Genomic DNA, 24714 nt, shown 5'->3' with positions numbered 1-24714 from the left:
ATCAGCTACCCTCCCCTTCGGATACTGGCGCGAAGAACACCTGTCGCCAGTCACTTGGAGCGGTTTTGAGCGCCCCCGAACGCACCATGAAGTCTGCCAGCGCCATGACGCCGTGAGGTTGCACCGACCACTCGCCACTCACTTGACGCAGCATCGCCTCCACTTGGTCAACTGAAAGACTTGAAGACTCACTGGCTAAAAACAGTTCTGCGGCCTTACGCGGCTCTTTACGGATGTAATCGTTGGCCTCGCTGATGGCGGCCACTACCGCAGCGCTAAGCTCTGGGTTTTTCTTGACGAAACGCCCGGTGCTGGTCAGCACGCCACTGGTCATTTGCAGGTTCAGTTCGGTGGAAAAGTCGAAAAGCTTGCTGACACGCGGGTCCTGGGAAAGCTGATAGCTATAAGGGTTTGGCCCGATGTAAGCCTTGACCCCTGTTCTATTAAGCAAGCTCGAGGTCGCATCGGGATGCGGCAGACTTACCATGAGGTTGTCCAATCGGTGCACCCCATCGGGGCCGAATTGGCGCTCCGCAGCCATTTGCAGCAACAGTGCCTGCTGACCGCTTGGAGAGCTGACCGCGATCTTGTCGTCGGGCTTGAAGTCCGCAATGGACTTGATAGAAGGATCATTGACGAAAAGACCGTTGTCACCCGCCACAAGGCCACAGAGCACGCGGACATCCAGTGAAGTACGGGTCTTGCTCCAAGCCACCAGAGTCCCTGAAAGGCCATAACCTCCGATGTCCACATTGCCGCTGAGCAAGGCATCATTGATAGCTGGCGAACCGCTGATGCGTTTGATTTCAAAGGTGGTTTGCGCTTGACCATGGGCTTTGGCATGGGCCTGGAACATACCCAGCTTGTCGGCGACCGTGACCGGGAGGTAGGCATAGCCGTACTGGATGGCGAGCGTGACTTTATCCTGCTCGGTTTGAGCGCATGCGGGGCCAGCTAAAAGCGCGCAAGTGATGGAGGCGAAGCAAGCGGATAACGCAGGGCGACAACCCTTTTTCCGGAACGAACGGAGCATACGGACGACCTCATTATTTTTGTTTTTTTGAAATGCCATTTCTTTTTATATGGCACACAAAGCGAACTCGTCGTCAAGCTCGTGGATTTACCTGATCTAAATTCTATTTTTTAGACATAGACAGATCGCCTTTCGTCAGAAATTGTTTTATTTTGAAACGACATTGCATTAAACAAGATTAATAACAATTCATGGGCGACCACGCCCATCCCGCCGCCAGGAGCGAAAATGAGTTTTTTTGCCGCCCCACCGACCCTCCAGACCAGCGTGTTCACGCGTCTGCCGGACCACTTTCGCAACGCACGTCCCTCGGCCTGGGCGAATGCCAACCGCCAAGGTCGAGCAATAGATTCGTTTCTGGAAGGGCCGTCGTTTGATCGAGAAGGTCGCCTGTATGTGACCGATATCCCCAACGGGCGCATCTTCAGGGTTTCCCCTCTCGGCGAATGGGAACTGGTATGCACTTATGACGGGTGGCCGAACGGCCTGAAAATCCACCAGGACGGGCGCATCTTCATCACGGATTACAAGCACGGGATCATGGTGCTCGATCCGACAACCGGCGATATTCAGCCATTTCTGGCGTCGGCGGGGTCCGAAGGGTTCAAGGGCGTGAATGACCTCGTCTTCGCGCCGAATGGTGACCTGTACTTCACCGATCAAGGCCAAACCGGCCTGCAGGATGCGAGCGGTCGGGTTTACAAACTCGACATCAATGGCAACCTGACTTGCCTGCTCAATACCGTCCCGAGCCCCAACGGCATCGTCTACGACCCCAACCTGAATCACCTGCTGATTGCAGTCACTCGCGCCCAACAGATTTGGCGTATCCCGCTTGGCAACGGATCAATCGTTGGCAAGGTCGGGGGCTTCGCCCAGTTGCACGGAGGCCTCGGCGGCCCCGATGGGCTGGCGCTTGATGCAGAAAGCAATCTCTACATTGCGCACACGGGCTTCGGTTCCGTCTGGAAACTTTCGAAAGTGGCAGAACCGCTGCAACGCATCGTTTCTTGCGCGGGCATCAGCAATACCAACCTGGCGTTTGGTGGCGAGGACGGTCAGACGCTGTTCATTGTCGAGTCCGAAACCGGGAGCATTCTGCAAGTCGAAACCGCCGCACCCGGATTGCCGATGTACTCCCATGCCTGAATCCGCAGTGCAGTTCACACAACAACTATAAGAGACGTGACAACATGACTTACGACAATCAGAGCAACTCTGCGCCGCTTGATGACGCCGAGGGTGAGCGCCTGATGCGCCGCATCCTGTGGCGCGTCGTTCCGTTCATTTTTATCTGCTATGTCATCAGCTATCTCGACCGCACAAACGTAGGGTTCGCGGCGATCAGCATGAACAAGGATCTAGGGCTGACCGCAACGATGTTTGGATGGGCCGCCGGTCTATTCTTCTTTGGCTATTTCATTTTTGAAATCCCCAGCAACCTCCTGATGCAACGCTTTGGCGCGCGGATATGGATTGCTCGCATCATGATTACCTGGGGCCTCATTTCCATGGCTACGGCGTTCGCTACCGGCCCAATCAGCTTCAGCATTGCACGCTTCCTGCTGGGGGTTGCCGAGGCCGGATTCACCCCAGGGGTTTATCTGTACTTCACCTACTGGTTCCCGGGTAAGTGGCGCGCCAAGGCGACCGCCGCATTCCTGCTCGGCATACCAGTGGCGAACATCGTCGGTTCACCGCTGTCGGGTTGGTTGCTCGAACAACACGGCGTTTTGGGGTTACAGAACTGGCAGCTACTGCTCATTACCGAAGCGCTGCCCGCTGTACTTCTGGGCATCGCGTGCCTCTTTTTGCTGGTAGACACTCCCTTGAAGGCTCGGTGGTTATCGGATCGCGAAAAAACCTGGCTCAACAATCGCCTGTCTGAAGAGCAAAAAGCAATTGGCGCCTCCCATGGCAACACGTTGCGGGCAGCCCTGACCAATCCGAAAGTATTCACGCTCGCGGCCATTAACTTCTGCTGCATCGTGGGCTCGGTCGGTATCGGTATCTGGCTCCCGCAAATCATCAAAAGCCTGGGCATCTCCAGTGGAGCTCTGGGTTTTGTCGTCGCCCTGCCCTACGTGGTAGGCGCAATCGCTGGCAGCTGCAAGGCCGTCGGACACCGCGTTGTCATTCACCAACGGGACGTGCGCGGTGTTGATGAGCAACGCACCGGGTTTCGTCCGTGCAATCTCGGCAATAACGATCAGATAACGGGTATGCGGCGTCAGCAGGCATCGCCGGCGCGCACCGCGCAATGCCGTATGCCAAAAGGCAGCCAAGCCCGCAACAGCCCACCACCAGGCACATCGGCCATGGCGTGCCGTCCGCTATGCGGCTGACCCACAGGCTCGCCAGCCCCCCGAAGGCGAACTGCATTGAGATCCCCAGTGCGACGCTTGCCCCCGCCTGCGTCGGGAACATATTCATCAGGCTTGCCGTGCAATTGGCCCCCAGCAACCCGGTGACACCCATGTACAGCATTAGGCACAACACGATACTGGTCAGGCCGACCCACTGCGTGTATCCCGCGACCATTAACGCTAGCCCCGCTCCACCCGCCACAACTGCGCCAAACCCCAGCATACGTGGTGGCCCCAGGCGATTGACCCAGTGGGCATTGATAAAGCTCACCATGATGATGCCTAAAATATTTAGGCCAAACAGCGCACTGAACGTGCGCGGCGACACACCGAAGTACTCCACGTACACAAAGGGCGAAGCGGTGATAAAGGCGAACACACCGCCAAACGTCAGTGACATACATAGGATCAATGCCACTGCCCGGGGTTGACGGAGAATACTCGGATAGGCCGCAAACGCCGCTTTCACAGAGGTGCTTCGAGCCTGCGGCGACAGGCTCTCTTCTAAGCCCACGCTGACCATCAGCAGGCACAGCCCACATAGTAGGAATAGCACGGCGAATATGGTGCGCCAACCATCGATCAGTACCAGCCAGGTGCCGACCATTGGTGCGACCAGCGTCGCCATCATCGTCAGCATTTGCATCCAGGACAGCACCTTCGCGGCCTGCGCCAGGCCGTACAGATCTCTGGCCACAGTCCTGGCCAGCACCATTGCACCGGCCCCGCCAAGCGCCTGGATAAAGCGCCAGGCGATGAGTTGCTCGATGTTTGCAGCAAACAGGCAACCCAGCGTCGCCAGACCGTACAGCACCAGGCTTCCCAGCAGCAACGGGCGCCGCCCATAGCGGTCCGACAGCGGACCATAAAACAACATGCCCAGGCACAAGCCAGCGAGGAAAATGCTAATCGTATATTGCACGTGAGCAGTGCTGCTCGACAGTTCAACAGCAATCCGCGGCAGGCTGGGCAGGTAGGTATCGATAGAAAAAGGCACGAAGGCCGTCAGCGAGGCCAGCAGAGCAACCAAGCGCAAAGTGGGCTTCATTCGGAGCGCGCAAGGCTTGCAAGAAAGTCTGCAACTAGCGCATTGAATACAGCACCTTGATCGTCGTGAACATAGTGACTGGCGTCGGCGACCTCCACCGTCCGCACGTGCGAGTTGCTGGCCCTCATCGCCTGCAGCGCCGTGGGGGGCAGAAAGTCCGAGCAGCTGCCGCGAATGAACAAGCTTGGGCAATCCAGCGCGCGCACCGCTGGCCACAAATCCGTCGGTTCGATACTCAGCCGTGCCTCGGCGATCCCCTGCTGATCATGGCGCCAGGCAATCACGCCGTCACACTTTTGCATCGAATATGTCAGCCTCGACGCTAGGCCCTGCTCCGATAAGCCCGGGCGTGAAGCCTTCCAGAATGCGCGGGCCGCCTCCCAACTGTCGAAGTGCAACGGCGTCTGGCCCATCTCGCGGCGAATACGCGCAGCGCCATCGCCTTGGCTTGAGGAGCCGGGGCCAATGTCCTCGATGATTAAGCCATCCAAACGACCCGGATGTTGCCGCGCATACTCGAGAGCGTTAGCCCCACCCAATGAGTGCCCCAGCAAGACAAAACGCTGCAGATCCACATGGGCGATCAGGTCCTCAAGATCCTCAACATAAGACTGCGTGTGGTAGCTCGCGGCCGGGGCCCAGTCACTCAGCCCGCGACCGCGCTGGTCGAGGGCGTAGATGCAATAACCACCCCCCAACGCCTCGACCAACGACTCCCAGGTCTGTGCATAGGCGCGCAAGCCATGCAACAGCACCAGCGGCACGCCGCTCGGGTCGCCCCAACGTAAAAAATGCAAACGCAAGCCGGCGCGATTGGTGAAAAAGCGGCTGTCTGGGGACATGATTTTGCTCCGTGAGTGCAGGGCCTGGATCGACTTAGAAACGATCGAAGCGATAAGGGCTGGGATCGATGATGGGCGCGTGCCCGCTGACAATATCCGCCGCCAGGTGACCCGCCGCCGGTGAAGTACCAAAGCCGTGCCCGGAAAAACCGGTGGCCACGGTCAGGCCGGGAATTTGCGCGACCGGGCCTATTACCGGGTTGGAATCCGGGGTCACATCGATGGTGCCTGCCCAGGCTTGAGCGATCCGGGCTTGCTCGAATACCGGCCAGGCCGCCTTGAGGTTGTTCATCGCATCATTGTTCAGCCGCGGGTTGGCGGCGGGGTCTTGCGTGCGTACACGCTCGAACGGGCTGATGCTGTCGGCCGACCAACGCCGGGGCAGCGCCAGGTCGTTGAAAAAATACTTGCCCAGCGACACGTTCAACACGCTGCGCTGCGCACGAAATTGCGGCATGTATTGCTTGGCAAGCAACAGGTGATCGAGGGTCAGGAAGGCGTCCAGCTTGCCACGCTGGGTAATGATGAAGCCGCCGTCCTTGTGTTTGCGAAACGAAAAGTCCGGCGCGCCCACGGCAATTTCAGTAGGGCCCTGCATCGGATGGGTACGCAACACCGAGCAGGTCAAGGCCAGCGTCGGCAAGGACACACCGAGGTTGCCCAAAAAACGCCGCGACCACATACCGCCGGCGAGCAATACCTGATCGCAGCGGATCTCGCCTTTTTCAGTAACCACGCCACTGACTTTGCCGGCAGACATCTGCAGCGTACGCACCGCACATTGCTCGATGATCACCACGCCCAGGGCCATGGCCGCCTTGGCAATCGCACTGCTGGCCAGGGTCGGCTCCGCACGCGCGTCGGACGGCGTGTAGATCCCGCCGGCCCAGTCGCCCTCGCCGCCCGGCACCAATTGTTCGATCTCGCGTTTGCTCAGCAATCGAGAATCAAGGGACAGATGCTCGACCGACTTGAGCCAACCTTCATGCATGGCCATTTGCGTGTCGTTGCGGGCGACAAACATGATGCCTTCTTGCCGATAGCCCACATCCGCGCCCACCCGCTCGGGCATTTGCGCCCACAAGCGGTCTGCGGCCAGGGCCAGCGGTATATCGTGCGCGTGCCGGCTGGTCTTGCGCACCCAGCCCAGGTTTCGCGAGGACTGCTCGCCGGCAATACGGCCTTTTTCCAGCACCACCACCGGAATATTGCGTTCGGCCAGCGTCAGTGCAGCCGTCAAGCCGATGATGCCGCCGCCGATAATGACGACGCAGGTCGCAGTGGGAAACACGGTGGACGTATCCACGGGCGCAATCGTCGGGGCCATGATCAAGACTCGATAAGCAATTAAGGTCAGCCGCGCACGCGCACAGCCACGTAACGGGTTACTGCGACAGGCGAATGACGTCGACTTGCGCCTTGGAAGCGTTGCGATAAGCCGTCACTTCCAATTCCACCTTGTAGACCGTCGAGCCCAGCGGCGGGCACGTAACGGTGCTGGCCGGATCGACGCCGCGAAACTTCTCGCCGATCAAGGCCATCACCGCCGGCACATCCTTGGGGTCTTGGATGAACACGCGCGAGCACACCACATCGGCCAGGCTGGCATCGACGGCGGCCAGCGCGGTTTCGATGTTGGCGAAGACCTGGTGCGCCTGCTCGAGGACGTCTTCCGGGATCAATTTGGTTTGAGGGTTACGGCCGGCGGTGTTGGAAACATAGATCCAGTTGTCCACCACCACCAGGCGCGAATAGCTGGCTTGGTCTTCAAACGGGGAACCGGTCTTGAGCTTGATGATTTTTGTCATGTCGAAGGTCTCTTCAGTTGTATAGGAAATGGCTCAGCGCAGCTCCGGGGTTTCCCACAGATTCAGTTTCACGCCGATGCCTCTTTCGATTGCATTGCGGTACACCACGGTGCCCCAGGCCACGTCTTCCACGGGCATGCCGCCGACCGACATGATGATGATTTCTTCATCGTTCCTGCGCCCTGGGGCATCGCCGGCAATGATCTTGCCGATGTCTTCAAGCTGTTCGGGTTGCATCGTGCCTTCGGCGATCATGTCCATGAAACGCACCCCGATCACCGGCACGCAGTGGTGGGCAGGCTTGGGCAATTCTTCGAACCAGGCTTCGTAGAGGCCGGTGTTGTCCAGCACCTTGCGCACGTCGGCACGCTCCATCCCTTCATCCAGGGAGCAGGATGCCGGCATCGCCATGAAGGCCCCCGGTTTGACCCACTCGCGTTTAACGATTGGGTAGATTGAGGGGTCGCCCGTCTTACCGGAGCTACAATAAGTAACAAGGTCGGAATCACGGACCACTTCTTCGAGGCTATCGACCACTTTAATCGTGGTTACCTGGGGGTAGGTTTCCTTCACCCAGGCGATAAAATCGTTCAGGCTTTTCTCGCCTCGGCCCTTGATCTTTAACGTATCGATTTGCGGGCAAACGGCGATGAATGCGGCGAGCGTGGTCTTGCCCATCACACCCGGGCCGAGCAGACCGACCACCGTTGAATCCTTGCGGGCCAGGTGCCGCGCGCCCACGCCGGGGATCGCGCCGGTGCGATAGGCCGACAGCAGGTTGGCGGACATATGCGCCAGCGGCGCGCCGGTGTCGGGGTCGTTGAGGGTGAACATCAGAATCGAGCGGGGCAGGCCTTTTTCGCGGTTGGCAATATTGGAGCCGTACCATTTGACGCCCGCAGTGCAGAAATTGCCGCCCAGGTAGGCCGGCATCGCCATCATGCGCCGGTCAGCGGTGGGCTTGGGCATGTTCGGGAACGGCGAATCCTTCGGGAATATCACAATGGCGCCGTGGGAATCATTGTTCGGCCCGGCCATGCGATAGTCGCCGCTATACAGCAGGCCGAACATCTCTTCCATGGTGTTCACACAGGCGAGCATGTCGGTCACGCCAGCGCGGATCATGTCCTGCTCGGACAGGTAGATGAAGTCTATTTTTTTAGTAATGGACATAATTATTCTCGGACTGGAGGTAATATCGCTGCGGTAGGCGCTGCTCCCACGCTATCGACCTTGAGTATCAGCGGGCGAATTTCGGCGGTATTGTAAATTTCGGACATCACGGTGCATTCCGCGCGCACGTACTGGCGCGATAAATGCGTGATTATTCCCGGATGTCTCCACTTGAAGGTGCTATGATGGTCAACCTGTGCGCGCCGACGCTGCGGCACCACACCGCGTACGAACAACCCTGGTTCGTGCTCAACTCATCGCGGTATTCGGTAGTGCCTTCCGATCACCCGGCGATTTCGCATTTCTATGCCTTTGACGTTGCCGACTCGGCCGACCTGCTGGCGGTCCCGGATGGCTGTGTGGACATCGTGTTCGACTGTGATGCCACGCGCCCCACCGTGAGGATTTGTGGCACGCCGTTGGAGGCGCAGCGGGTCCAGTTGCTGCAGGGTCATCATTACTTCGGCGTGCGCTTTTCGCCGGGGGTGATTCCGGGTTTCATCAACGTCTTGGCCGAGGACCTGACCGAACAGGAATGGGACCTGCTGGAAGTGTCTGCATTTGCCCAGCGCATTTTCGAGAGCATCGTCCAGGCCCCGCAGTTGCAGGAGCAAATGAAGCTGTTCAACGACTACCTGATCCCGCGCTTGATGGGCAGGACCTCAAAGCTGACGGCCATGGTCATTCAACAGGCGCTCGCCCACCGCGGCGACCTGCGCATCCAACAGCTTGAACACCTCAGTGGCTACACCAGCCGTAGCATTCATCGCCAGTTCAGCCAGGACACTGGCCTGTCACCCAAGACCTTCTGCCGGATCATCCGCTGCCAGGCGGCTCTGGAAACCCTGAATACCCAGCACGATGTATCGTTTTCGGAACTCGCCCTGGACCTGGGCTTTTCCGATCAGTCGCACTTCCTGCGCGACTTCAAGAAACTGGTCAGTACAACGCCCTGCGAATACCAACGCACAATGCTGCGAAACGCCTATAACGAGCGCATCAGCTTCGCCTGAAACCCCGCCCTCCCTTCCCTCGCCGGGAAATTAAGTTTCGGTCTCCATCATTTCTCCATAAACCCTACGCTGAACGTGCATGCTGATGAGGCATCATCCAATCCGTTGCTGAAAAACTGCGCACCGTTGCAGCATTGAGCCACGGCATAGCACATCGACCGAGCAGACCATGACTGAATCATCCCTTGCATCGAGCGCCAACCAGGCGCTGATCCTGATCGCCGAAGACGAGCCGGAGATTGCCGATATCCTCGCGGCCTATCTCAAGCGCGCCGGCTTTAAAACCGTGCATGCGCAGGACGGGCGGCGCGCGCTTGAGCTGCATCAGGCGCTCAAGCCCGATCTGGTGCTGCTCGATGTGCTGATGCCGAAGCTGGACGGCTGGATGGTGCTGGCGGAAGTTCGTCATCGCGGCAACACGCCGGTGATCATGCTGACGGCCCAGGATCAGGACATGGACAAGCTCATGGGGCTGCGCATAGGCGCCGATGACTACATCGTCAAACCCTTCAACCCGGCGGAGGTCATCGCCAGGGTCCAGGCAGTACTGCGCCGATGCGCCGATCAGGGACATGGCAGCGGCCACAGTGTGCTGCGCGTCGGCCCATTCGAGATCGACATCGACAACCATGAGGTAAGCGTGCGCATCGGCACGCAAAAACAGCCGTTGCAACTGACGGTGACCGAATTCAGGTTGCTCGCGCAGTTGGCAAAGTCGCCGCGTCGAGTGTTCAGCCGCGCCGAACTGCTGGTGCTCTGCTCACCTGAGAGCGACAGCCTGGAGCGTACGGTCGACAGCCATATCAGCAAATTGCGCCGCAAGATCGAAGACCTCGGCATGCGCGGCGTGCCGGCCAGCATCCGGGGCGTCGGCTACCGGTTCGGGAGCCAGGCATGAACGTCAGCAACAGCATGAGCCGGCAGATCATCTTGTCGATGACCGCCGTGGTGCTGTGTGTAATCGCACTCGCGGTCGTCGGCACCTATGTGTTCTATGCATTGCTTTGGACCCTGTCGCCCCCGACGCAGCTGGAGCTGGAGGCGGATGAATGGTTGCCCAGTGGCGTAGAATGGGCCTGGATGAGCTTGATTACCTGCGTCAGCCTGGGCGTCGGCGTGGCGGTGGCCGTCAAATTGTCCCGACGCATTCTCATGCCGCTGAACTCGGTGGCGGCCAGTCTGCGCAGCCTGGCCGACGGCGACCTGGATGCACGGGCAGTGGCGCCAGACGTTTCTCCGGGCGAAGCTGCCCGCCTGGTGAATGACTTCAATAGCATGGCGAACCGATTGAAACGCATGGCCGAAGAACAAGCCTTCTGGAACGCCGCGATTGCCCATGAACTGCGCACCCCGCTGACCATCCTGCGCGGCCGTCTGCAAGGCCTGGCCGAGGGTGTATTCAAGCCTGACACTTCGCAGTTCTATAGTCTCCTCAGCCAGGTCGAAGGGTTGACGCGCCTGGTTGAAGATCTGCGCGTGGTGGGCATGGGGGATAACGGCTACCTGAAGCTGGAAATCAAGCATGTCGAGCTGGCCGACGCGCTGGAGGCCGAAGCGCGGTTGTTCGAACCCAGCCTGAACAGTGCCGGTTTCGTCCTGCTGCTGGACCTGCGCAAGGGCCCCGTGCACTGCGATCCCGCCCGCATCCGCCAGGCCTTGCTGGCACTGCTGGACAACATCCGCCGGCATGCCACGCCGGGCAACGTCAGCGTTCAGCTCGGCAGTGACGAGCGCGGCAATTTCCTGAGGGTCGCGGATGAGGGTCCGGGTGTCGACGAGCCGTTCGCCGCCCTTATTTTCGATGCGTTTCAGCGTGGCGACAGTTCGCGTTCCCGCGCCCAGGGCGGCAGTGGCCTGGGCCTGGCCGTGGTGCGTTCGATCGCGCTGGCCCATGGCGGCGCCGTGGCCTGTCGAACACTTGTAAATGGCGGCACTTTATTTGAACTCAGTTGGCCAACGGCAACCCTTTTGAATATCGAACCCTGACAACCTTGAAGCGAAGTTTGCTCTATTAACACCCACCAAGGTGATGGCATGCGTCTCCGTATCTCTTTATTCAAAAGAGCAATTAAATATCGCCACTTTGCCTTACTGGACCTACAAGGACGTTGTATCGCATTCATGAGTTGCGAAGAAATCCCCAACAGAGGTGAATGGATGGAAGTCGAAGCAGTCAATCTCGCCTGGCTCAATCAAACGCTGCCAGGCCTTGAACGCCGGGCAGCGATCAGCCACACCGTGTAATGCCTGGCACCCTTGTTTAACGTTCCAACGTGGATAACTGTTATGCCGACACTGCATTCAGCGCGGATGCCTATCGCCCTTAAACAACTGGAAGCGTCACTGACGCTCTACACATTCAAACTCAAAAAGGTGCAGCGCTTCTGTATTCCCCTGCAAAAGTACGCGCCTTCTTGTGTCTTGGCCCTGTGGCTGTTGGGCGTATGTGCATCGCTGATAACCCAATCCTATTATCACTGGCTGCTGACAGCGCCGACCATCTGCATCCTGATCACCCTGGAAATCATCATCGAAGAAGTCCAGATCGATCTGTTGTTGATGACCGACGAAGCGCGTCATCGGCTCGGCATCTCCCGCGACTTTCATCAACGCGCAACGCGCGACACAGGTGCACCATGGCATCCGTAACACCGCCGATTCTGCTCGAAGAAAGTAAAAAACTGGGACAGCAATCTGCCAGCCAGACCCTCAAGGCCATCGCCAGGGCCTATCCCGGTAAATTGTTCGGCACCTTATCGTTGGTCGCACTGGAAAATGCGCTGCTGCTGGCCTACCCGCTGTTCGCCGGGTTTGCCGTGGACTCGATCATCCGCGGCGATGCCGCCAGTGCATTGTGGTATGCCGCCGTGGTATTGGGCTTCTGGGTGGTTGGCGCGGCGCGGCGGGCGCTGGATACGCGCACCTTTACGCGCATCTACGCCGACCTTGCGGTACCGGTAATTCTCAACCAGCGCCTGCAACGCCACAGCACCTCCAAGGCGGCGGCGCGGGTGGTGCTGGCGCGCGACTTCGTCGACTTTTTTGAAAAGCACGTGCCGACAATCGCCACCGCGCTGGTGTCGATCGTCGGGGCGGCGGGCATGCTGTTGGTGATCGAGCCCTGGGTCGGCCTGGCCTGTCTGCTGGCGTTGCTGCTATGCGTCACGCTCATGCCGGGCTTCGCGCGGCGCAACCAACGCTTGCATGAGCGCTTGAACAATCGGCTGGAAAAGGAAATCGGCCTGGTGGAAACGGTCGGGGCGCATACCTTGCACCGCCACTATCAGGTGCTGTCGCGGCTGCGCATCGGGCTATCGGACCGTGAAGCAGTGGCGTTCCTGTCCATTGGCATTCTGGCGGCGCTGCTGTTCGTGGTCGCGATCACCCAACTGGCCTTGGCGCCAGCGGTGAAAGCCGGGCATATCTACGCGGTGATGACCTACCTGTGGACCTTCGTCAGTTGCCTGGATGAAGCGCCTTCGATGATCGACCAACTGGCGCGGCTCAAGGACATCGGCAAGCGGGTGGACCCAGGCCTGGCGGATTCAGCGCGGTGACCTGCGCGTTTCCGACGGCGATTCGCCGAACAGCTCGCGGTAATGCGTGGCGAAATGGCTCAGGTGAAAAAAACCCATGGCCACGGCGATTTCACCGACGTTTTTCTTGCTCGGGCAGGTTGCGATCAGGCGTCGCCTGACCGCGTTGAGACGCAAATTGCGCAAGTACTCTACTGGCCGCATACCGGTCACTGCCTGAAAACTGTTCTGCAGGGTTCTGCGACTGACGCGCAACTGCTCGCAAAGGTCCAGGATGCTCAGCGGGGTATCGCCACTAGCAATGATCAATTCCTGGCTGCGTCTGACCAAATAGGCGCTGACCGCGAAATTGCCACGCCGGCCACGCACTTCGTCGCCTGCGTGGGTGAACAGATCGAGGAACGCACCGAGCAGCTCATCTTCCAGGATTTTTTCCGACGCCGGGCTGATGGCGTCCGCGTGTTCCAGAAAGTGACGAAACAATAGGTGAATGCGCTGACGAATGCGCAGCAGTGACGGTTCATCCACGTTAAGCGCGGGCACGCTGGTCAAACGCTTGAGCTGATCATTGGATAACTCGAAAGCCGCCAGTTTGGCGAAACGCACGGCATCGACGTTGAATGCAAAAAAATGCGTGCCTTGCGGCGCATGCAGCACGAACTCTTCGGCATCACGCAGCAGCACCACGCTTTGCGCGCTTACCCGTTGCCCCTGGACCACCGGAGGGTTGCCCAGTGACATGGCTGCGCACAAGCGGCCCTGGGGCGAACGGCCATGCTGCACCACCCGCTTGTCCAGCACCTCCTGGAAGATCTGGAAGCGATCACCGGTCAGTTGCCGCAGCTCACTGGTCAGGCAGCCGCGACCGAGCTGGTCATAGACCTGCTGCCAACCCTGGATCGAGCCGGCGTGCTGTTGAGAGTCATTGAAGGTTCGGACTTCAGCGAGCATATTCGTCATTCCTCGGCGGCCGGGTTCTTGCTTTTGGCCTGAAGGTGGCTCAGTCATCCGTGACATCGGTTGGCGTTACACAGGCGCAACGTCCGCCTGGAAAACCAAAGCCAGTTCCGTGCCAAGCATGTGCAGATGATAAGTGCCTGGGTGAATATCCATCGGCGCCAGTAGCGCACCGGAAAGCACCACCTGCCCGGCCTCTACGCGATGACCATCGGCCAGCAAGCGCCGCACCAGCCAGCACAGGTTGAACAGGGGGCTGTCTTCTCGGTCCTGGGTATCGCCGCTGCCCAGATACACACCCTCATGCTCCAAGTGATACGCCACGCACGCATGCCGGACAGGATCGAACGGCACAGGCTGCCCTACACAGTACAGTGCCGCGGCGGCGTTATCGGCCAGGAACGCGCCAAGCCCGAAATGCCAGCCCTGCCAGCGACAGTCGGCGATCTCGAACGCCGGCGCCACCTCGGCGATGGCCGCCAGAATCTCCTCATCCCCGTAGTCGCCCGCTACCAGCGTGCGCCCGAACACAAACGCCAGTTCGACCTCAAGCTTGGGCTGAATCAACCGCTCAAATGACACCGTGCTGCCCGGCTCGACCTCCATGACCGCCGTGAGGCCGCCATACACCGGCTCGTCGAGGCCAAAGCGCGCTTGCGCCGCGCGGCCTGCAAAGGCGACCTTCCAACCGCTCAGCCGCTCGCCGCCGGCCTGGCGCCGTGCCAGCCCCTGAAGCTGCAGACCGTAGCCTTCCAGCCGGTCCAGCGCCTCGGGCGGCAACGGTGCAATGGGCTGGGCGGTGCGCCAGGCCTCGTACAGTTGGCCGAGCAGTGCGTTGGCGCCACTCATGAAAGTTGCTCCGCCAGTTTGCGCAGTACGCCATCAAGCCGCTCCGGAGTGGTAATCGCCGCGACAAATCGGTCCGGACGCACCACCACGATGCAGTCACGCACCTTGGAGAACCATTCGCCCAGGCGGTTATCCACGTCCTCCACACTCACGGCGTCGCTGGCCGTCAACGGCTGGTTTCGGCCCACGCCGCTGCGCGACCGGTTGACCTGGATGAAACAGGTGCCCCAACGTGCCCAATAATCCGCCATCGGTTCGCTGAGGTGCTCGCGCGGATTCACGCGGTAACCCAGCACGGCATAGCTGTTGCCGAGGACTTCGTCCAGGCGCCGGCGCTGACCTTGCGCATCTTCGATATTCGGTTGGATGAACAGTTGCCCGACTAGATCATCCTCACGCAATTCGGCCCGCTCGTGATAGACCAGCCCTTTGGTGATGGTCGCCTTGGGTTTGAACTTGAACTCCAGCAAGTGCGAACGCAGGTTGTCGACGCTGTTGACTGCCTGGAACAGCCAGTCGCGCACGCCTGCCATCAGCGGGTTGGTCAAGCCAAGGACGGCGCCCATATTGTCGGCCAGGGCTACCAGTTCAGTGGCGTGACCACGGCGTTCCTGGTCGTAACTGGCCAGGATCGAGGGCGCCGCACGCCCCTGGATAATCGCCGCGAGCTTCCAGGCCACGTTGGCCACATCGCGCAGGCCGGAATTAAGGCCTTGCCCGGCCCAGGGCGGAGAAATATGCGCCGCATCACCCACCAGCGCCACACGCCCTTCGACAAAGCGCGCCGCGACGCGCGAGTGGTGGGTATAGGCACGAATGCGAATGACATTGAGGTCGTTTACGGCATCGCCGATATGCCCGTGGATCAGCTTGCGAATCGTTGCCTCTTCGCACATTTTCGCTTCGTCCTCGCCCTCCATCAGCATGAATTCCCAGCGCCGCTGCTGGTACGGCAAATAGATGCACACGAAAGGCCGCTGCGGATCGGCATGCAACGCGGTGTAGGGTGCGTCCAGCGTGTCGTTGGCTGTATCGACCACCACCCATTTGCGTGGATGGGTCAGCCCCAGCAGTTCGATACCGAGTTTTTTACGCACCGTGGAGCGACCGCCGTCGGCACCGATCACATAGTCGGCTTGAAGCTGGTAGGTCTCGCCGTCGGCACCGCGCACCTGCAGGGTCACGCCCTGATCGTCCTGCGCAAGTTCGAGCAGTTCGTGGCCCTGGCGCAACTCGACGCTGGCGCGCTGCCCGAGATGCTCACGCAAGGTGCCTTCGAGCAGTTGCTGCATGAAAATATTGCGCATCGGCCAGCCGTAGTGGGCAGCACTTGGCTTGACCTCGGCGAAACACACGCCGCGCGCGTTGTAGTAGCGCAGCGGCACATCGCAAATCATGTCGCGTACCGCCAGTTCGGCGATACCGATGCCCTGCAACACACGCAATGCCTCATCGTCCATGCCCACGGCACGGGGATAAGGCAGGATGCCGTCGGCCAGTTCAAGGACGATGCAGTCGATACCGTACATTCCCATATAGTGCGCGGCCGTGATGCCATTGGGGCCACCGCCCACGATGACAACCTGGGTCTTCTCCTGCTTCATCGCTATTCACCGCTTTCTTGTTGTGGTTTTGATCCAATACTGCTTGATGCTGCGCCTTTATCAGTGCAGCCCGTCAATACCTTTTACATCCTCGGCCTTCAGGCCGCCCAACCGCGCATGCAAACGGCCGCGGGTGGCGAACGCCCAAATCACCACTACCTCATCAGCCGAAGGGCCGTCACCGAACGTCAGGGAGAAGCTGTCGTAATGCGAACGCACGTACAGCGCGTCTTTGTGGGCCAGCGGTACGTCGATGGTCGAACCCGGCCCGCCGCGTTTGCCGGTCGAGGGCACCCACGACTTGCCACCGCCCAGGGCGACGCGGATCGGATCGGCGGCCGGGTTGGTGAGGAACGCGTTGCCGTGCTCGTATTCTCCCGCGCTGCCCACCAGGATGGCCTTGCCATAGCTGACAATTTCATGTGCGCCGGCCAATGCCTTGATGCGCCGGCCGAACTCTTCGCCCAGCAGCGGCGACGGCTCAGTCAATTGCGAGAGGTCCTCGCTGTAGCGCCCGGCATAAGGGTTGGCGATCACGGCAGCCACGGCGTATTTGAACAGCGGCTCGCCATCGGCCAGTTGGCCACTTTCGTTGGCCAGGGTTTCTTCGATGAAGCTGTACCATTTGCGGATGTGATAGCTGGCAAAATTCGCGGTTTTCATCAGGTGAACCTCGGTTCAAATCGGGTCAAGGGGGTCAAGGGGGTCAAGCGTGATGTTGCGACTCGGCGCACGGGCGGCCTTGAAGCGGGCCTTGCCGCACGCATCGTCATGCTCTGTCTCGAGAAAGAATTCCATGCGATTGCAATCGGGGTCGTTGAAATACAGGCCGTTGCCGATTTCATGATCGGTAATTTTCACCACCTCCACCCCCTTCTTCAGCAACATGCCGTAGAGCTGGCGCAAGGTGGTCATGTCACCTTCGATTTCCAATCCGTAGTGCTGCAGGCCCAGGCCGCCCTGATGGGCGCCCGGTTCTGCACGAATCAAGGCGATGTCGTGATGTTTGGTGCCAAACGCCATCATGACCCAGCTTTCGCCCCGGGCACTTTCGTGCATGCCCAGGATGTCGGCATACCAGCGCGCCGACACATCAGGATCACTCACAAATAGCGATAAGTGAGTCCGAAGGATTTTGACTTTCATCACCGATTTCCTCAGTTTTTCTTGACGATGGATTGATGCCCGGCCTTGATCTGCGCCACGGCAGGCGTCCAGAGCACATCCGCGATCTCACTGAATTCACGCCAGTGCTTCTGCCAGCCGTCCCCGCCATTGTCAGAAGTGAACAAGTGCCCATACTTGGTGCCCGCCACGATCTGGCGCGGGTTGGCCGGGTTGAAGGCAATGGCCCAGACGCAGGAGTTGGGTTGCTGCGGCAGCGGCAATACCTCCCAACTGAGGGCGGCGTTACGGGAAATCAGGATTTTGCTGGTGGTGCCGGGAGTGCCGTCGGAAATGCTCAGGTACAGCGTGTCCTCGGTGCCCGGCGGCGCGTTCATGGCGCGTATGTAGTACAGGCCGAACGCTTCCCGGCCAACAATGCCGGTCCAGGTCAAGCCTTCATCAAGGCTGCGGTAGACCGCGTTGACGCACACCACCACGATGACTTTTTCGCCATGGTTGGGCAGCACCAGGATGTTGTGGATATCCGAGTTGAAGTCCCACAGCAGGCGGTCATCAACCCGAGTCCAGCTGTCGCCACCGTCGCGGGAATGGAACAGCCCACCCTCCTCCAGGCCGAACCACACCTGATTGCGGTCGGTGGGGTCGTAGGCGAAGGCCAGCAAACGTGGGCGACTGACGCCGTCGCAGAATTCCGGGATCTCCACCGGCGCGCGATCCCAGCTCAGGCCGCCGTCCAGGGTGCGCCACAGCACAGCGCGCGAGGGCGCACCGGTACCGACAAAGATCCGCTGGGCATCCTGCGGGTCCACCGCGACCTTCCACACCGTCTCGCCGTTGAACGGCGAATCGACGCGCTGCCAGTGCCCACCGGTGTCGTGGCTGACACACAAGCCCACGTCGGTGCCGGCATAGATTCGCTCGGGCGTGTCGGGATGCACGCTCAAGGAGCGGGTGATCGCGTCGAATTCCAGGTCTTGCCCCAGGCCCAGACGATGCCAGGTCTTGCCATCGTCGGCACTGCGAATCACCGCCTGCCCGACGGTGGCGACTAAAAGGGTTCCGTTACTCATCTCTGATACTCCTCAGATATAGATGCCACGGGTCAAACCACCGTCGATGCCGATGGACTCACCGGTTACCGCGCCAGCCTTCGGCGACGCCAGGAAGCCGATCAGCCAGCCCATTTCGATCGGTGCCAGGGTGCGGCGAATCGGCGTCGCGTCGATGTAGGCCTGTTCAACCTGTTCCGCGGTCTTGCCTTGCTTGACCGCTTCGCGCTCGTACAGCTCCTGGATATGCGGGGTATCCACCACGCCGGGGTGAATCAGGTTGACCGTGATGCCCGACGGACCGAGCTGGTCGGACAGGGTTTTGGTCATGTGGGCAATCGCCAGGTTGCGCATGCCCGAGAGCACTTTGCTGCTGCGCCCGGTGAGCCCGCCGATGTTGATGATGCGACCGAAGCCGGCAGCCTTCATGTGCGGGGTCACGGCCTTGGCGCAACGGAAGTAGCCGATCACCTTGGTGTTGAGGTCCGACAGCAACTCCTCGTCGCCGGCGTGCTCGATGTCATTGCGTACCACACCAGACGGCGCGGCAGCACCGTTGACGAGGATGTCGATGCGGCCGAAATGCTTGTACGCCGCATCGACCATCTCCGACACGGCCTTCATGTCATTGGTGTCACAGAACAGCGGCAGCACTTCATTACCGGTCTGTGCCGTGATCTCTTCGGCAGCCAGTTGCAGGAACGCCATGCGCCGCGCGCAGATCACCACCTTGCAACCTTCCTCGGACAGAAAACGTGCGACTTCCTTGCCGATGCCCATGCCGCCGCCGGTCACAATTGCCACACGGCCTTTCAATTCCAGATCCATTGCCATTTCCTCTTGTGATTGTTCGATTCAGGCGAGATCGACGAAGACGCTTTTGGTCTCGGTGTAGGCGTCGATCACGTTCTTGCCCATTTCCCGGCCCCAGCCGGATTGCTTGTAGCCGCCGAACGGCGAGGCCGGATCGACCACGTTCCAACAATTGATCCATACCGAGCCGGCCTTGAGCTGCGCGGCCACGCGGTGCGCCGAGCGCAGGTCGCGGGTCCACAGGCCGGCGGCAAGGCCATAGGGCGAGTCGTTGGCGCGCAGCACCAGTTCGTCGATTTCGGTCCAGGCCATCACGGTCAGCACCGGGCCGAAGATTTCTTCGCGGGCCACGCAGGCGCGCTCGGCGCGGTCCAAAAACACGCTCGGAGCAATGAAGTGACCACGCTCCAGGTGTTCGGGACGGCCGCCGCCGCAGATCAGTTCGGCGCCCTCTTCCTGGCCCCGCTGGAGGTAACCCTTGACGGTGTTCAATTGCCGCGCGGACACCAGCGGGCCCATGCTGCTGGCCGGGTCCAGGCCATCGCCGAGTACGTGGGCGGCGGCATGACGCTGCAGTTCTTCGAGCACCTGATCAAGCACACTGGCATGCACATACAGGCGTGAACCGGCCGTGCACACCTGGCCCTGGTTGTAGAAAATCCCATCGGCGGCGCCCTTGGCGGCGCGCACGATGTCGGCGTCGGGCAAGATGATGTTCGGCGATTTGCCGCCCAGCTCCAGGGACACCTTTTTCATGTTGCCGGTGGCGGCCTGGGCGATCAGCCGACCGACCTGGGTCGAGCCGGTGAAGGCGATCTTGTCGACGTCCGGGTGCTGCGCCAGTGGCGCGCCGGTGTCGACGCCCAGGCCGGTGATCAGGTTGACCACGCCCGCCGGGAAGCCTGCCGCTTCAATCAGTTGCACCAGACGAATCGCCACCAGCGGCGTCTGCTCGGCGGGCTTGAGCACCGCCACGCAACCGGTGGCCAGCGCCGGACCGAGCTTCCACACGCACATGGTCAACGGGAAGTTCCACGGCACGATCAGCGCACACACGCCCACCGGCTCGCGCAGGGTGTAGTTGAGCATCGGCGCGCCGCTGGCCGGCGAGACGGGCAGCGTGCTGCCTTCGATCTTGGTGGGCCAGCCGGCGAAGTAGCGAATGATGTTCGCCGCGCTGGCCGCTTCACCGCGCGCATTGGCGATCGGCTTGCCGTTCTCCAGGGTGATCAGTTGCGCCAGCTCCTCGCGGTGCTGGTCCAACAGATCGGCGAGGCGAAACAGCAACAAACCGCGCTGCGCCGGTGACTGCAAGGCCCAGGCGCCGGTGAAGGCTGCGCGGGCAGCTGCCACGGCCGCATTCACATCGCGCTCATCGCCCTGGGCGACTTCAGTCAGGGTCTGTTCAGTGGCCGGATTTTCCACGGCAAAGCGACGACCGCCGGCGGCGTCCTGCCAGGTACCGCCGATAAACAGGCGGCCGGGCTGGTCCAGGAACGCCTGGACGGCAGGCAATAATTGGAGCAGGTTCATGGTCGACTCCTTCACAGCGCCATTTCGATCAGGCAAGGCCCGGCATTGGCGGCGGCGTTGGCCAGCGCCCGTTGCAATTCGGCGTTGGTGTGTACGGTGCAGGACGGCACGCCATACCCTTTGGCCAGGGCCTTCCAATCGATACGCGGACTGTCGAGTACGGTCAGCTTGAGCGCCTGCGGGTCGAGCTCGGTCATGCCGAAACGGCGCAGTTCGTTCTGCAGGATCGCGTAGCGGTGGTTGGCGGCAATCAGGATCACCACCGGCAATTGCTCGCGGGCGATGCTCCACAGGGTCTGAATGGTGTACTGGGCGCTGCCGTCCGATTGCAGGCAAAACACCCGGTTGCCAGGCTCGGCCAGTGCGGCGCCAAAACCCACCGGAATGCCCTGGCCGATGGCGCCACCGGTATTGGTCAATACACGGTGCCGCGCGGCACGGGCAGAAGCGGTGAAAAACGGATAGCCGCAGGTGCCGCCCTCCACCGAGACAATGCAGTCGTCCGGCAGCGCGGCGGCCAACACTTGCCCCACCGACTGCGGGCTCAAAGCCGCCTCGCCCGGCGGCAGCTGGATGTCCTGCGGCGTCGGTACATAGGCCGGCGCATCCAGCGCATCGGCCAGCGCGGTCAGCGCCCCGGCCACATCGTCGCCCACTTCGGCCAGCGACAGCAGACGCTCACGCTCAGCCAACCGTGACGGAATACCTTCGTAGCCGAAATAACTGATGGGCTCCACGACACCGGCGCACACAACCTTGTCGTATTGCTCGAGGATCTCAATTGCCACTTCCGGGAAATACGGCAAGCGATCCAGGTCGGGCAAGCCGCCGCCGCGGTAGCTCAGGCGCGGGAAAGTCTCGGCAAACATCCGCACGCCGGGCAGTTGCGCCAGGCGCCCCGCCGCTTCCAGGCCGGCCACTGACAAGCCTTGGTCACCGACGATGAAGACCAGGCGCTGGCCATCGCGCAGCGCCTGGGCCACGGCTTCGATACGGTCGCCGGCAAAGCGCCGGACCGGCGCACGTAGCGGGCTGAACTGCCCATTGTGGGTCGCCGTATTGGATTGCAGGTCCATGGGCAGGATCAAGCTGGCGATCTGGCCTTTGGCTTGCCAGGCGGCGCGCATGGCTTCCTGCAAGTCCTCGCCCACACCGGACGCGGTGCGCGAGGTGCGTACCCAACCGGAAACAGTACCGGCCAGGGCCTGGATGTCGCTGGCCAAAGGCGGGTCGTAATTGACGTGCCATGACGCGTGGTCGCCGATCACATTGACGATGGGCGTGTTGGCGCGCCGTGCGTTGTGCAGGTTGGCGATGCCGTTGGCAAAGCCCGGGCCCAGGTGCGTCAGGGTCATTGCCGGTTTGCCGGCGATACGACCGTAACCGTCCGCCGCGCCGGTGCACACCCCTTCGAACAACGACAACACCGGCTTGAGGGCGGGTGCACTGGCCATGGCGGCCACCAGCGGAATCTCGGTGGTTCCCGGGTTGGCGAAGCAGTATTCGATACCACTTGCCGCTGCCGCATTCACTATTAGTTGTGCGCCATTCATTGTCAGCCCTCTCACTTGAGCGTTTTCTTTGATGAGATTTATCACATATAAAGACACTCATAACAAGATTTAATTTAAGTTAAATCTCTTATTTTGAGATTATATGCAATTAATACGTTCTCAATATAGAGTGATGACGTGTGGGGGCGGGCTTGCTCGCGAAAGCGGCATGTCAGTCCACACAGCCGTCACTGAAGTACCGTTTTCGCGAGCAAGCCCCGCTCCACATTGGATCTGGGGCGTTTTCGCCTATAGTGCTTACCCGCACGCCTCCCCTTCTCTAGGAACGAAATGAGCAGTCTGAGTAAGTTGTTGAGTGTCCTGGACCTGTTCGGTCCACAGACGTTGAAGATCGACCCGGACACCATCGCCGAGCGCATGAGCCTGTCGCGCGCCACGGCGTATCGCTACGTCAAGGACCTGTGTGACGCCGGGCTGCTGACGCGCGTGGACGCCGGCAGTTACGGCCTGGGGCCCCGCGTGATCGAGCTGGACTGGATGATGCGCCAGTACGACCCCATCCTTCTCGCCGGGCGCGAACTGATGCATGAACTGTCGACGCAGACCGGCCTTGCGGTGTTCGCCAGCGTTTTCTATGACGGGCGCATCATCAACACCTACATCGCCGAACCGACTGACACTTACCACTTCTCCTTCGGGCGCGGGCACCCGCTGCCGTTTTTTCGCGGTGCGCAATCCAAGGTGTTAATCGCCTATCAGAAAGGTCGGCGCTTGCAACGCCTGTTCGAAGAACATATGGCCGGCGACCCGGAAAGTGCCTATGACTGGGCAAGCTTTGCAAAGGCCACGAAGAAGATTCGCAAGGACGGCTATTGCCTGACCCACGATGAACTCAACCTGGGCCTGACCGGCATCGCGGCGCCGATCATCCAGCCGGATATGGACGAAGTGGTGGGCAGCTTATCCGCCGTCGGCAGTACTCAAAGCTTCAGGCTGCTGCGCCAGGAAACCGTGATCGAGATGGTGATGGACACCACGCGACGGATTGCCGAGAACATGCGCAATCAGCCGGGCGCCGCCGCGCCCTGAAGTTGAGGCGCGACAGCCAGGGTGGATCAGAACGGTACGGCGACGGTCACCTGGCTGTATAGGTTGGTGCGATTGCCGACAGCCTGGTTTCCGCCCGTAGTGGAGTCCTGTTTTGGCTTGTAGAGACCGATCAGCGGCGTGATGATCAAGTGTGGGTTGACGGCCCACTCGGCGTACAGGTCCAGCTCCCGCGCACTGAGATTCAGCGCATCGCTTTTGCGCAGCGTGTCGAAGTCGAAGTACAACGCACCCAGGGTCAGGTTTTCCAGCGGCGTGGCTTTGAGACCCACATGCTGGATGCGCGTGTTGCTGTTGAACGGCCCGGCATAGTTGCCGGCGACTTCGCCTTGCAGCCAGGTGCCGTAGCCGGAGCTCAGACCTGTAAACAGCGAATCCCATTTTTGTGAATAGCGGGCATAACGATAGGTAACCTTCGGTGCCCAGGCCACATCGGCAAAGGTATAACCGGCTTCGCCGTACCAGGCTTTTTCCGGTCCGCTGTCTTTGTCCTGCCAGGCGTATTCGAATGCCAGGCTGACGTTCGGCAGGCCCGCATCGCCTTCGCCGCGCACGCTATAGATATTCATACCCTTGCGCTGGCGCTGAAAATCACTCGCCCAGCGATCATTCACATCAATGCCACGCACCCAGGTCAACCCCAGGGTGCCGGGCTTGGTGGTGTAATCGAGCGTACCGGCGGCCACTTCGGTTTCAGCCTGGGCGCGGTTGTCGGACTTGAGCCACAACAGGCTGCCATGCAGGCCATCCTTGCCGCCCAAGCGCAGGAACGCGGTCTGATCGAAAGCATGGCGCGCCGCCAGGTAGTAAGCACCGCCCCGGTTCAGCTTGCCATCGGCCGGGCCCTTGCCCAGGTTCGGCCCGTCGTCGTTGATCAGGAAGCCACTGCCGAGCTTGACCACTTGGCGCCCACCGGAAATATCCACACCGTCCTGGCCCAATGCCGGGAACAGATCGCCGGAGCGCCACCCTAGGTAAGCGTCTTCGATTTTGGTGGTGCGTTCGGTGCCCAGAGTGTTGCCGGCCGGGTCGCCGTCGCCCCAAGTGGCGGAGCTGAGCAGGGCGAACGCACCATAGGCGGTGCCGTTGCCCGCCAGGGACTGGTCGCCGCTCAAGCCGTATTTGATAAAGCCTTCGCGCCAGGTTGAGCCACCCGACGTGCCGTCATAGTTCTTGCGGCTGTTGAACATACCGAATACGGCGGTCATGTCTGCGTTGAAATGGCGGCTCTCATCGCTGTACAGCTCGTAGGCCTGGGCCTGGCTGATGGCGCAGAGCGTCAGGGTACAGGCCAATGTACCGTTGAGAAATGAAGTGGAGGGATACCGCATGATCGAAGCT

At 60.6% G+C, this 24714-nt stretch carries 24 protein-coding genes and 1 pseudogene; 9 read left to right on the top strand and 16 right to left on the bottom strand.

All coding sequences use genetic code 11. From position 1 onward, the window contains the following. Position 1: 1 nt before the first annotated feature. A complete protein-coding gene (locus tag C4J90_RS10085) occupies positions 2-1033 on the bottom strand; it encodes an ABC transporter substrate-binding protein (protein ID WP_164487526.1) in 1032 nt (343 codons plus the stop codon). A gap of 228 nt (positions 1034-1261) precedes the next feature. Here C4J90_RS10085 and C4J90_RS10080 point away from each other — a divergent pair, with 228 nt between their 5' ends. Both C4J90_RS10080 and C4J90_RS10075 read left to right on the top strand, forming a co-directional pair. Next, positions 1262-2182, top strand: a complete 921-nt coding sequence (locus C4J90_RS10080) for an SMP-30/gluconolactonase/LRE family protein (RefSeq protein WP_124403731.1) — start codon at positions 1262-1264, stop codon at positions 2180-2182. A 44-nt stretch (positions 2183-2226) separates the two neighbouring features. Continuing rightward, positions 2227-3078: pseudogene (locus tag C4J90_RS10075) on the top strand (MFS transporter); the annotation flags it as partial. Positions 3079-3166: 88 nt separating this feature from the next. Here C4J90_RS10075 and C4J90_RS10070 read toward each other — a convergent pair. Genes C4J90_RS10070 through C4J90_RS10050 form a run of 5 tightly spaced genes read right to left on the bottom strand, consistent with a single transcriptional unit; the run spans position 3167 to position 8270 of the window. Beyond that, positions 3167-4447, bottom strand: a complete 1281-nt coding sequence (locus C4J90_RS10070; RefSeq protein ID WP_124362244.1) for a multidrug effflux MFS transporter — start codon at positions 4445-4447, stop codon at positions 3167-3169. Further along, on the bottom strand, positions 4444-5289 hold the full coding sequence (locus tag C4J90_RS10065) for an alpha/beta fold hydrolase (protein ID WP_124362243.1): 846 nt from the start codon (positions 5287-5289) through the stop codon (positions 4444-4446). The genes C4J90_RS10070 and C4J90_RS10065 overlap by 4 nt, the downstream gene beginning before the upstream one ends. A 34-nt stretch (positions 5290-5323) precedes the next feature. Further along, positions 5324-6616, bottom strand: a complete 1293-nt coding sequence (locus tag C4J90_RS10060; RefSeq protein ID WP_124362242.1) for an FAD-binding oxidoreductase — start codon at positions 6614-6616, stop codon at positions 5324-5326. A gap of 58 nt (positions 6617-6674) precedes the next feature. Then, positions 6675-7097 carry a RidA family protein gene (locus tag C4J90_RS10055; protein WP_124362241.1) on the bottom strand — a complete coding sequence of 141 codons (423 nt, stop codon included), beginning with the start codon at positions 7095-7097 and terminating at the stop codon, positions 6675-6677. Between the two features lie 33 nt (positions 7098-7130). Further along, positions 7131-8270, bottom strand: a complete 1140-nt coding sequence (locus C4J90_RS10050; RefSeq protein ID WP_124403730.1) for a tyramine oxidase subunit B — start codon at positions 8268-8270, stop codon at positions 7131-7133. Between the two features lie 185 nt (positions 8271-8455). On the opposite strand from C4J90_RS10050, the gene C4J90_RS10045 reads away from it, so the two are divergent. From C4J90_RS10045 to C4J90_RS10020, 6 genes are all read left to right on the top strand, one after another. Further along, complete coding sequence (locus tag C4J90_RS10045; RefSeq protein WP_124408606.1) at positions 8456-9283, top strand: helix-turn-helix domain-containing protein; 828 nt, start codon at positions 8456-8458, stop codon at positions 9281-9283. A gap of 169 nt (positions 9284-9452) precedes the next feature. Then, positions 9453-10181 (top strand): response regulator, encoded by a 729-nt coding sequence (locus C4J90_RS10040; RefSeq protein ID WP_124362239.1) that lies wholly within the window; start codon positions 9453-9455, stop codon positions 10179-10181. Beyond that, on the top strand, positions 10178-11269 hold the full coding sequence (locus tag C4J90_RS10035) for an ATP-binding protein (protein ID WP_124362238.1): 1092 nt from the start codon (positions 10178-10180) through the stop codon (positions 11267-11269). The genes C4J90_RS10040 and C4J90_RS10035 overlap by 4 nt, the downstream gene beginning before the upstream one ends. A gap of 48 nt (positions 11270-11317) precedes the next feature. Then, on the top strand, positions 11318-11527 hold the full coding sequence (locus C4J90_RS10030; protein ID WP_124362237.1) for a hypothetical protein: 210 nt from the start codon (positions 11318-11320) through the stop codon (positions 11525-11527). Positions 11528-11569: 42 nt separating this feature from the next. Further along, complete coding sequence (locus C4J90_RS10025; protein WP_124362236.1) at positions 11570-11932, top strand: hypothetical protein; 363 nt, start codon at positions 11570-11572, stop codon at positions 11930-11932. Next, complete coding sequence (locus C4J90_RS10020) at positions 11920-12840, top strand: ABC transporter six-transmembrane domain-containing protein (RefSeq protein ID WP_124362235.1); 921 nt, start codon at positions 11920-11922, stop codon at positions 12838-12840. Before C4J90_RS10025 ends, C4J90_RS10020 begins: the two co-directional genes overlap by 13 nt. Here C4J90_RS10020 and C4J90_RS10015 read toward each other — a convergent pair. The 9 genes from C4J90_RS10015 to C4J90_RS09975 all read right to left on the bottom strand — a co-directional run bounded on the left by C4J90_RS10015 (position 12829) and on the right by C4J90_RS09975 (position 22305). Further along, complete coding sequence (locus C4J90_RS10015) at positions 12829-13770, bottom strand: helix-turn-helix domain-containing protein (protein WP_124362234.1); 942 nt, start codon at positions 13768-13770, stop codon at positions 12829-12831. The genes C4J90_RS10020 and C4J90_RS10015 overlap by 12 nt on opposite strands. A 75-nt stretch (positions 13771-13845) precedes the next feature. Then, a complete protein-coding gene (locus tag C4J90_RS10010) occupies positions 13846-14625 on the bottom strand; it encodes a 2-keto-4-pentenoate hydratase (RefSeq protein ID WP_124362233.1) in 780 nt (259 codons plus the stop codon). Further along, complete coding sequence (locus tag C4J90_RS10005; protein WP_124403729.1) at positions 14622-16229, bottom strand: bifunctional 3-(3-hydroxy-phenyl)propionate/3-hydroxycinnamic acid hydroxylase; 1608 nt, start codon at positions 16227-16229, stop codon at positions 14622-14624. Before C4J90_RS10005 ends, C4J90_RS10010 begins: the two co-directional genes overlap by 4 nt. Positions 16230-16289: 60 nt before the next feature. Further along, positions 16290-16892 (bottom strand): amino acid synthesis family protein, encoded by a 603-nt coding sequence (locus tag C4J90_RS10000; RefSeq protein WP_124362231.1) that lies wholly within the window; start codon positions 16890-16892, stop codon positions 16290-16292. Between the two features lie 15 nt (positions 16893-16907). Continuing rightward, positions 16908-17375, bottom strand: a complete 468-nt coding sequence (locus C4J90_RS09995) for a VOC family protein (protein ID WP_124362230.1) — start codon at positions 17373-17375, stop codon at positions 16908-16910. An 11-nt stretch (positions 17376-17386) separates the two neighbouring features. Next, complete coding sequence (locus C4J90_RS09990) at positions 17387-18427, bottom strand: YCF48-related protein (protein ID WP_124362229.1); 1041 nt, start codon at positions 18425-18427, stop codon at positions 17387-17389. A 12-nt stretch (positions 18428-18439) separates the two neighbouring features. Continuing rightward, complete coding sequence (locus C4J90_RS09985) at positions 18440-19234, bottom strand: SDR family NAD(P)-dependent oxidoreductase (protein WP_124362228.1); 795 nt, start codon at positions 19232-19234, stop codon at positions 18440-18442. 27 nt (positions 19235-19261) lie between these two features. Then, a complete protein-coding gene (locus C4J90_RS09980; RefSeq protein WP_124362227.1) occupies positions 19262-20752 on the bottom strand; it encodes an aldehyde dehydrogenase family protein in 1491 nt (496 codons plus the stop codon). Positions 20753-20763: 11 nt separating this feature from the next. After that, positions 20764-22305 (bottom strand): acetolactate synthase large subunit, encoded by a 1542-nt coding sequence (locus C4J90_RS09975; RefSeq protein WP_124362226.1) that lies wholly within the window; start codon positions 22303-22305, stop codon positions 20764-20766. A 291-nt stretch (positions 22306-22596) separates the two neighbouring features. Here C4J90_RS09975 and C4J90_RS09970 point away from each other — a divergent pair, with 291 nt between their 5' ends. Further along, positions 22597-23355 (top strand): IclR family transcriptional regulator, encoded by a 759-nt coding sequence (locus C4J90_RS09970; protein ID WP_124362225.1) that lies wholly within the window; start codon positions 22597-22599, stop codon positions 23353-23355. A 26-nt stretch (positions 23356-23381) separates the two neighbouring features. Here C4J90_RS09970 and C4J90_RS09965 read toward each other — a convergent pair whose 3' ends face one another. Continuing rightward, positions 23382-24704 carry a hypothetical protein gene (locus C4J90_RS09965; RefSeq protein WP_177413397.1) on the bottom strand — a complete coding sequence of 441 codons (1323 nt, stop codon included), beginning with the start codon at positions 24702-24704 and terminating at the stop codon, positions 23382-23384. Between the last annotated feature and the right edge of the window lie 10 nt (positions 24705-24714).

This window comes from Pseudomonas sp. R2-60-08W (genome assembly GCF_003852335.1).
Classification (GTDB): Bacteria; Pseudomonadota; Gammaproteobacteria; order Pseudomonadales; family Pseudomonadaceae; genus Aquipseudomonas.
This window is presented reverse-complemented; position numbering and strand designations above follow the sequence as displayed.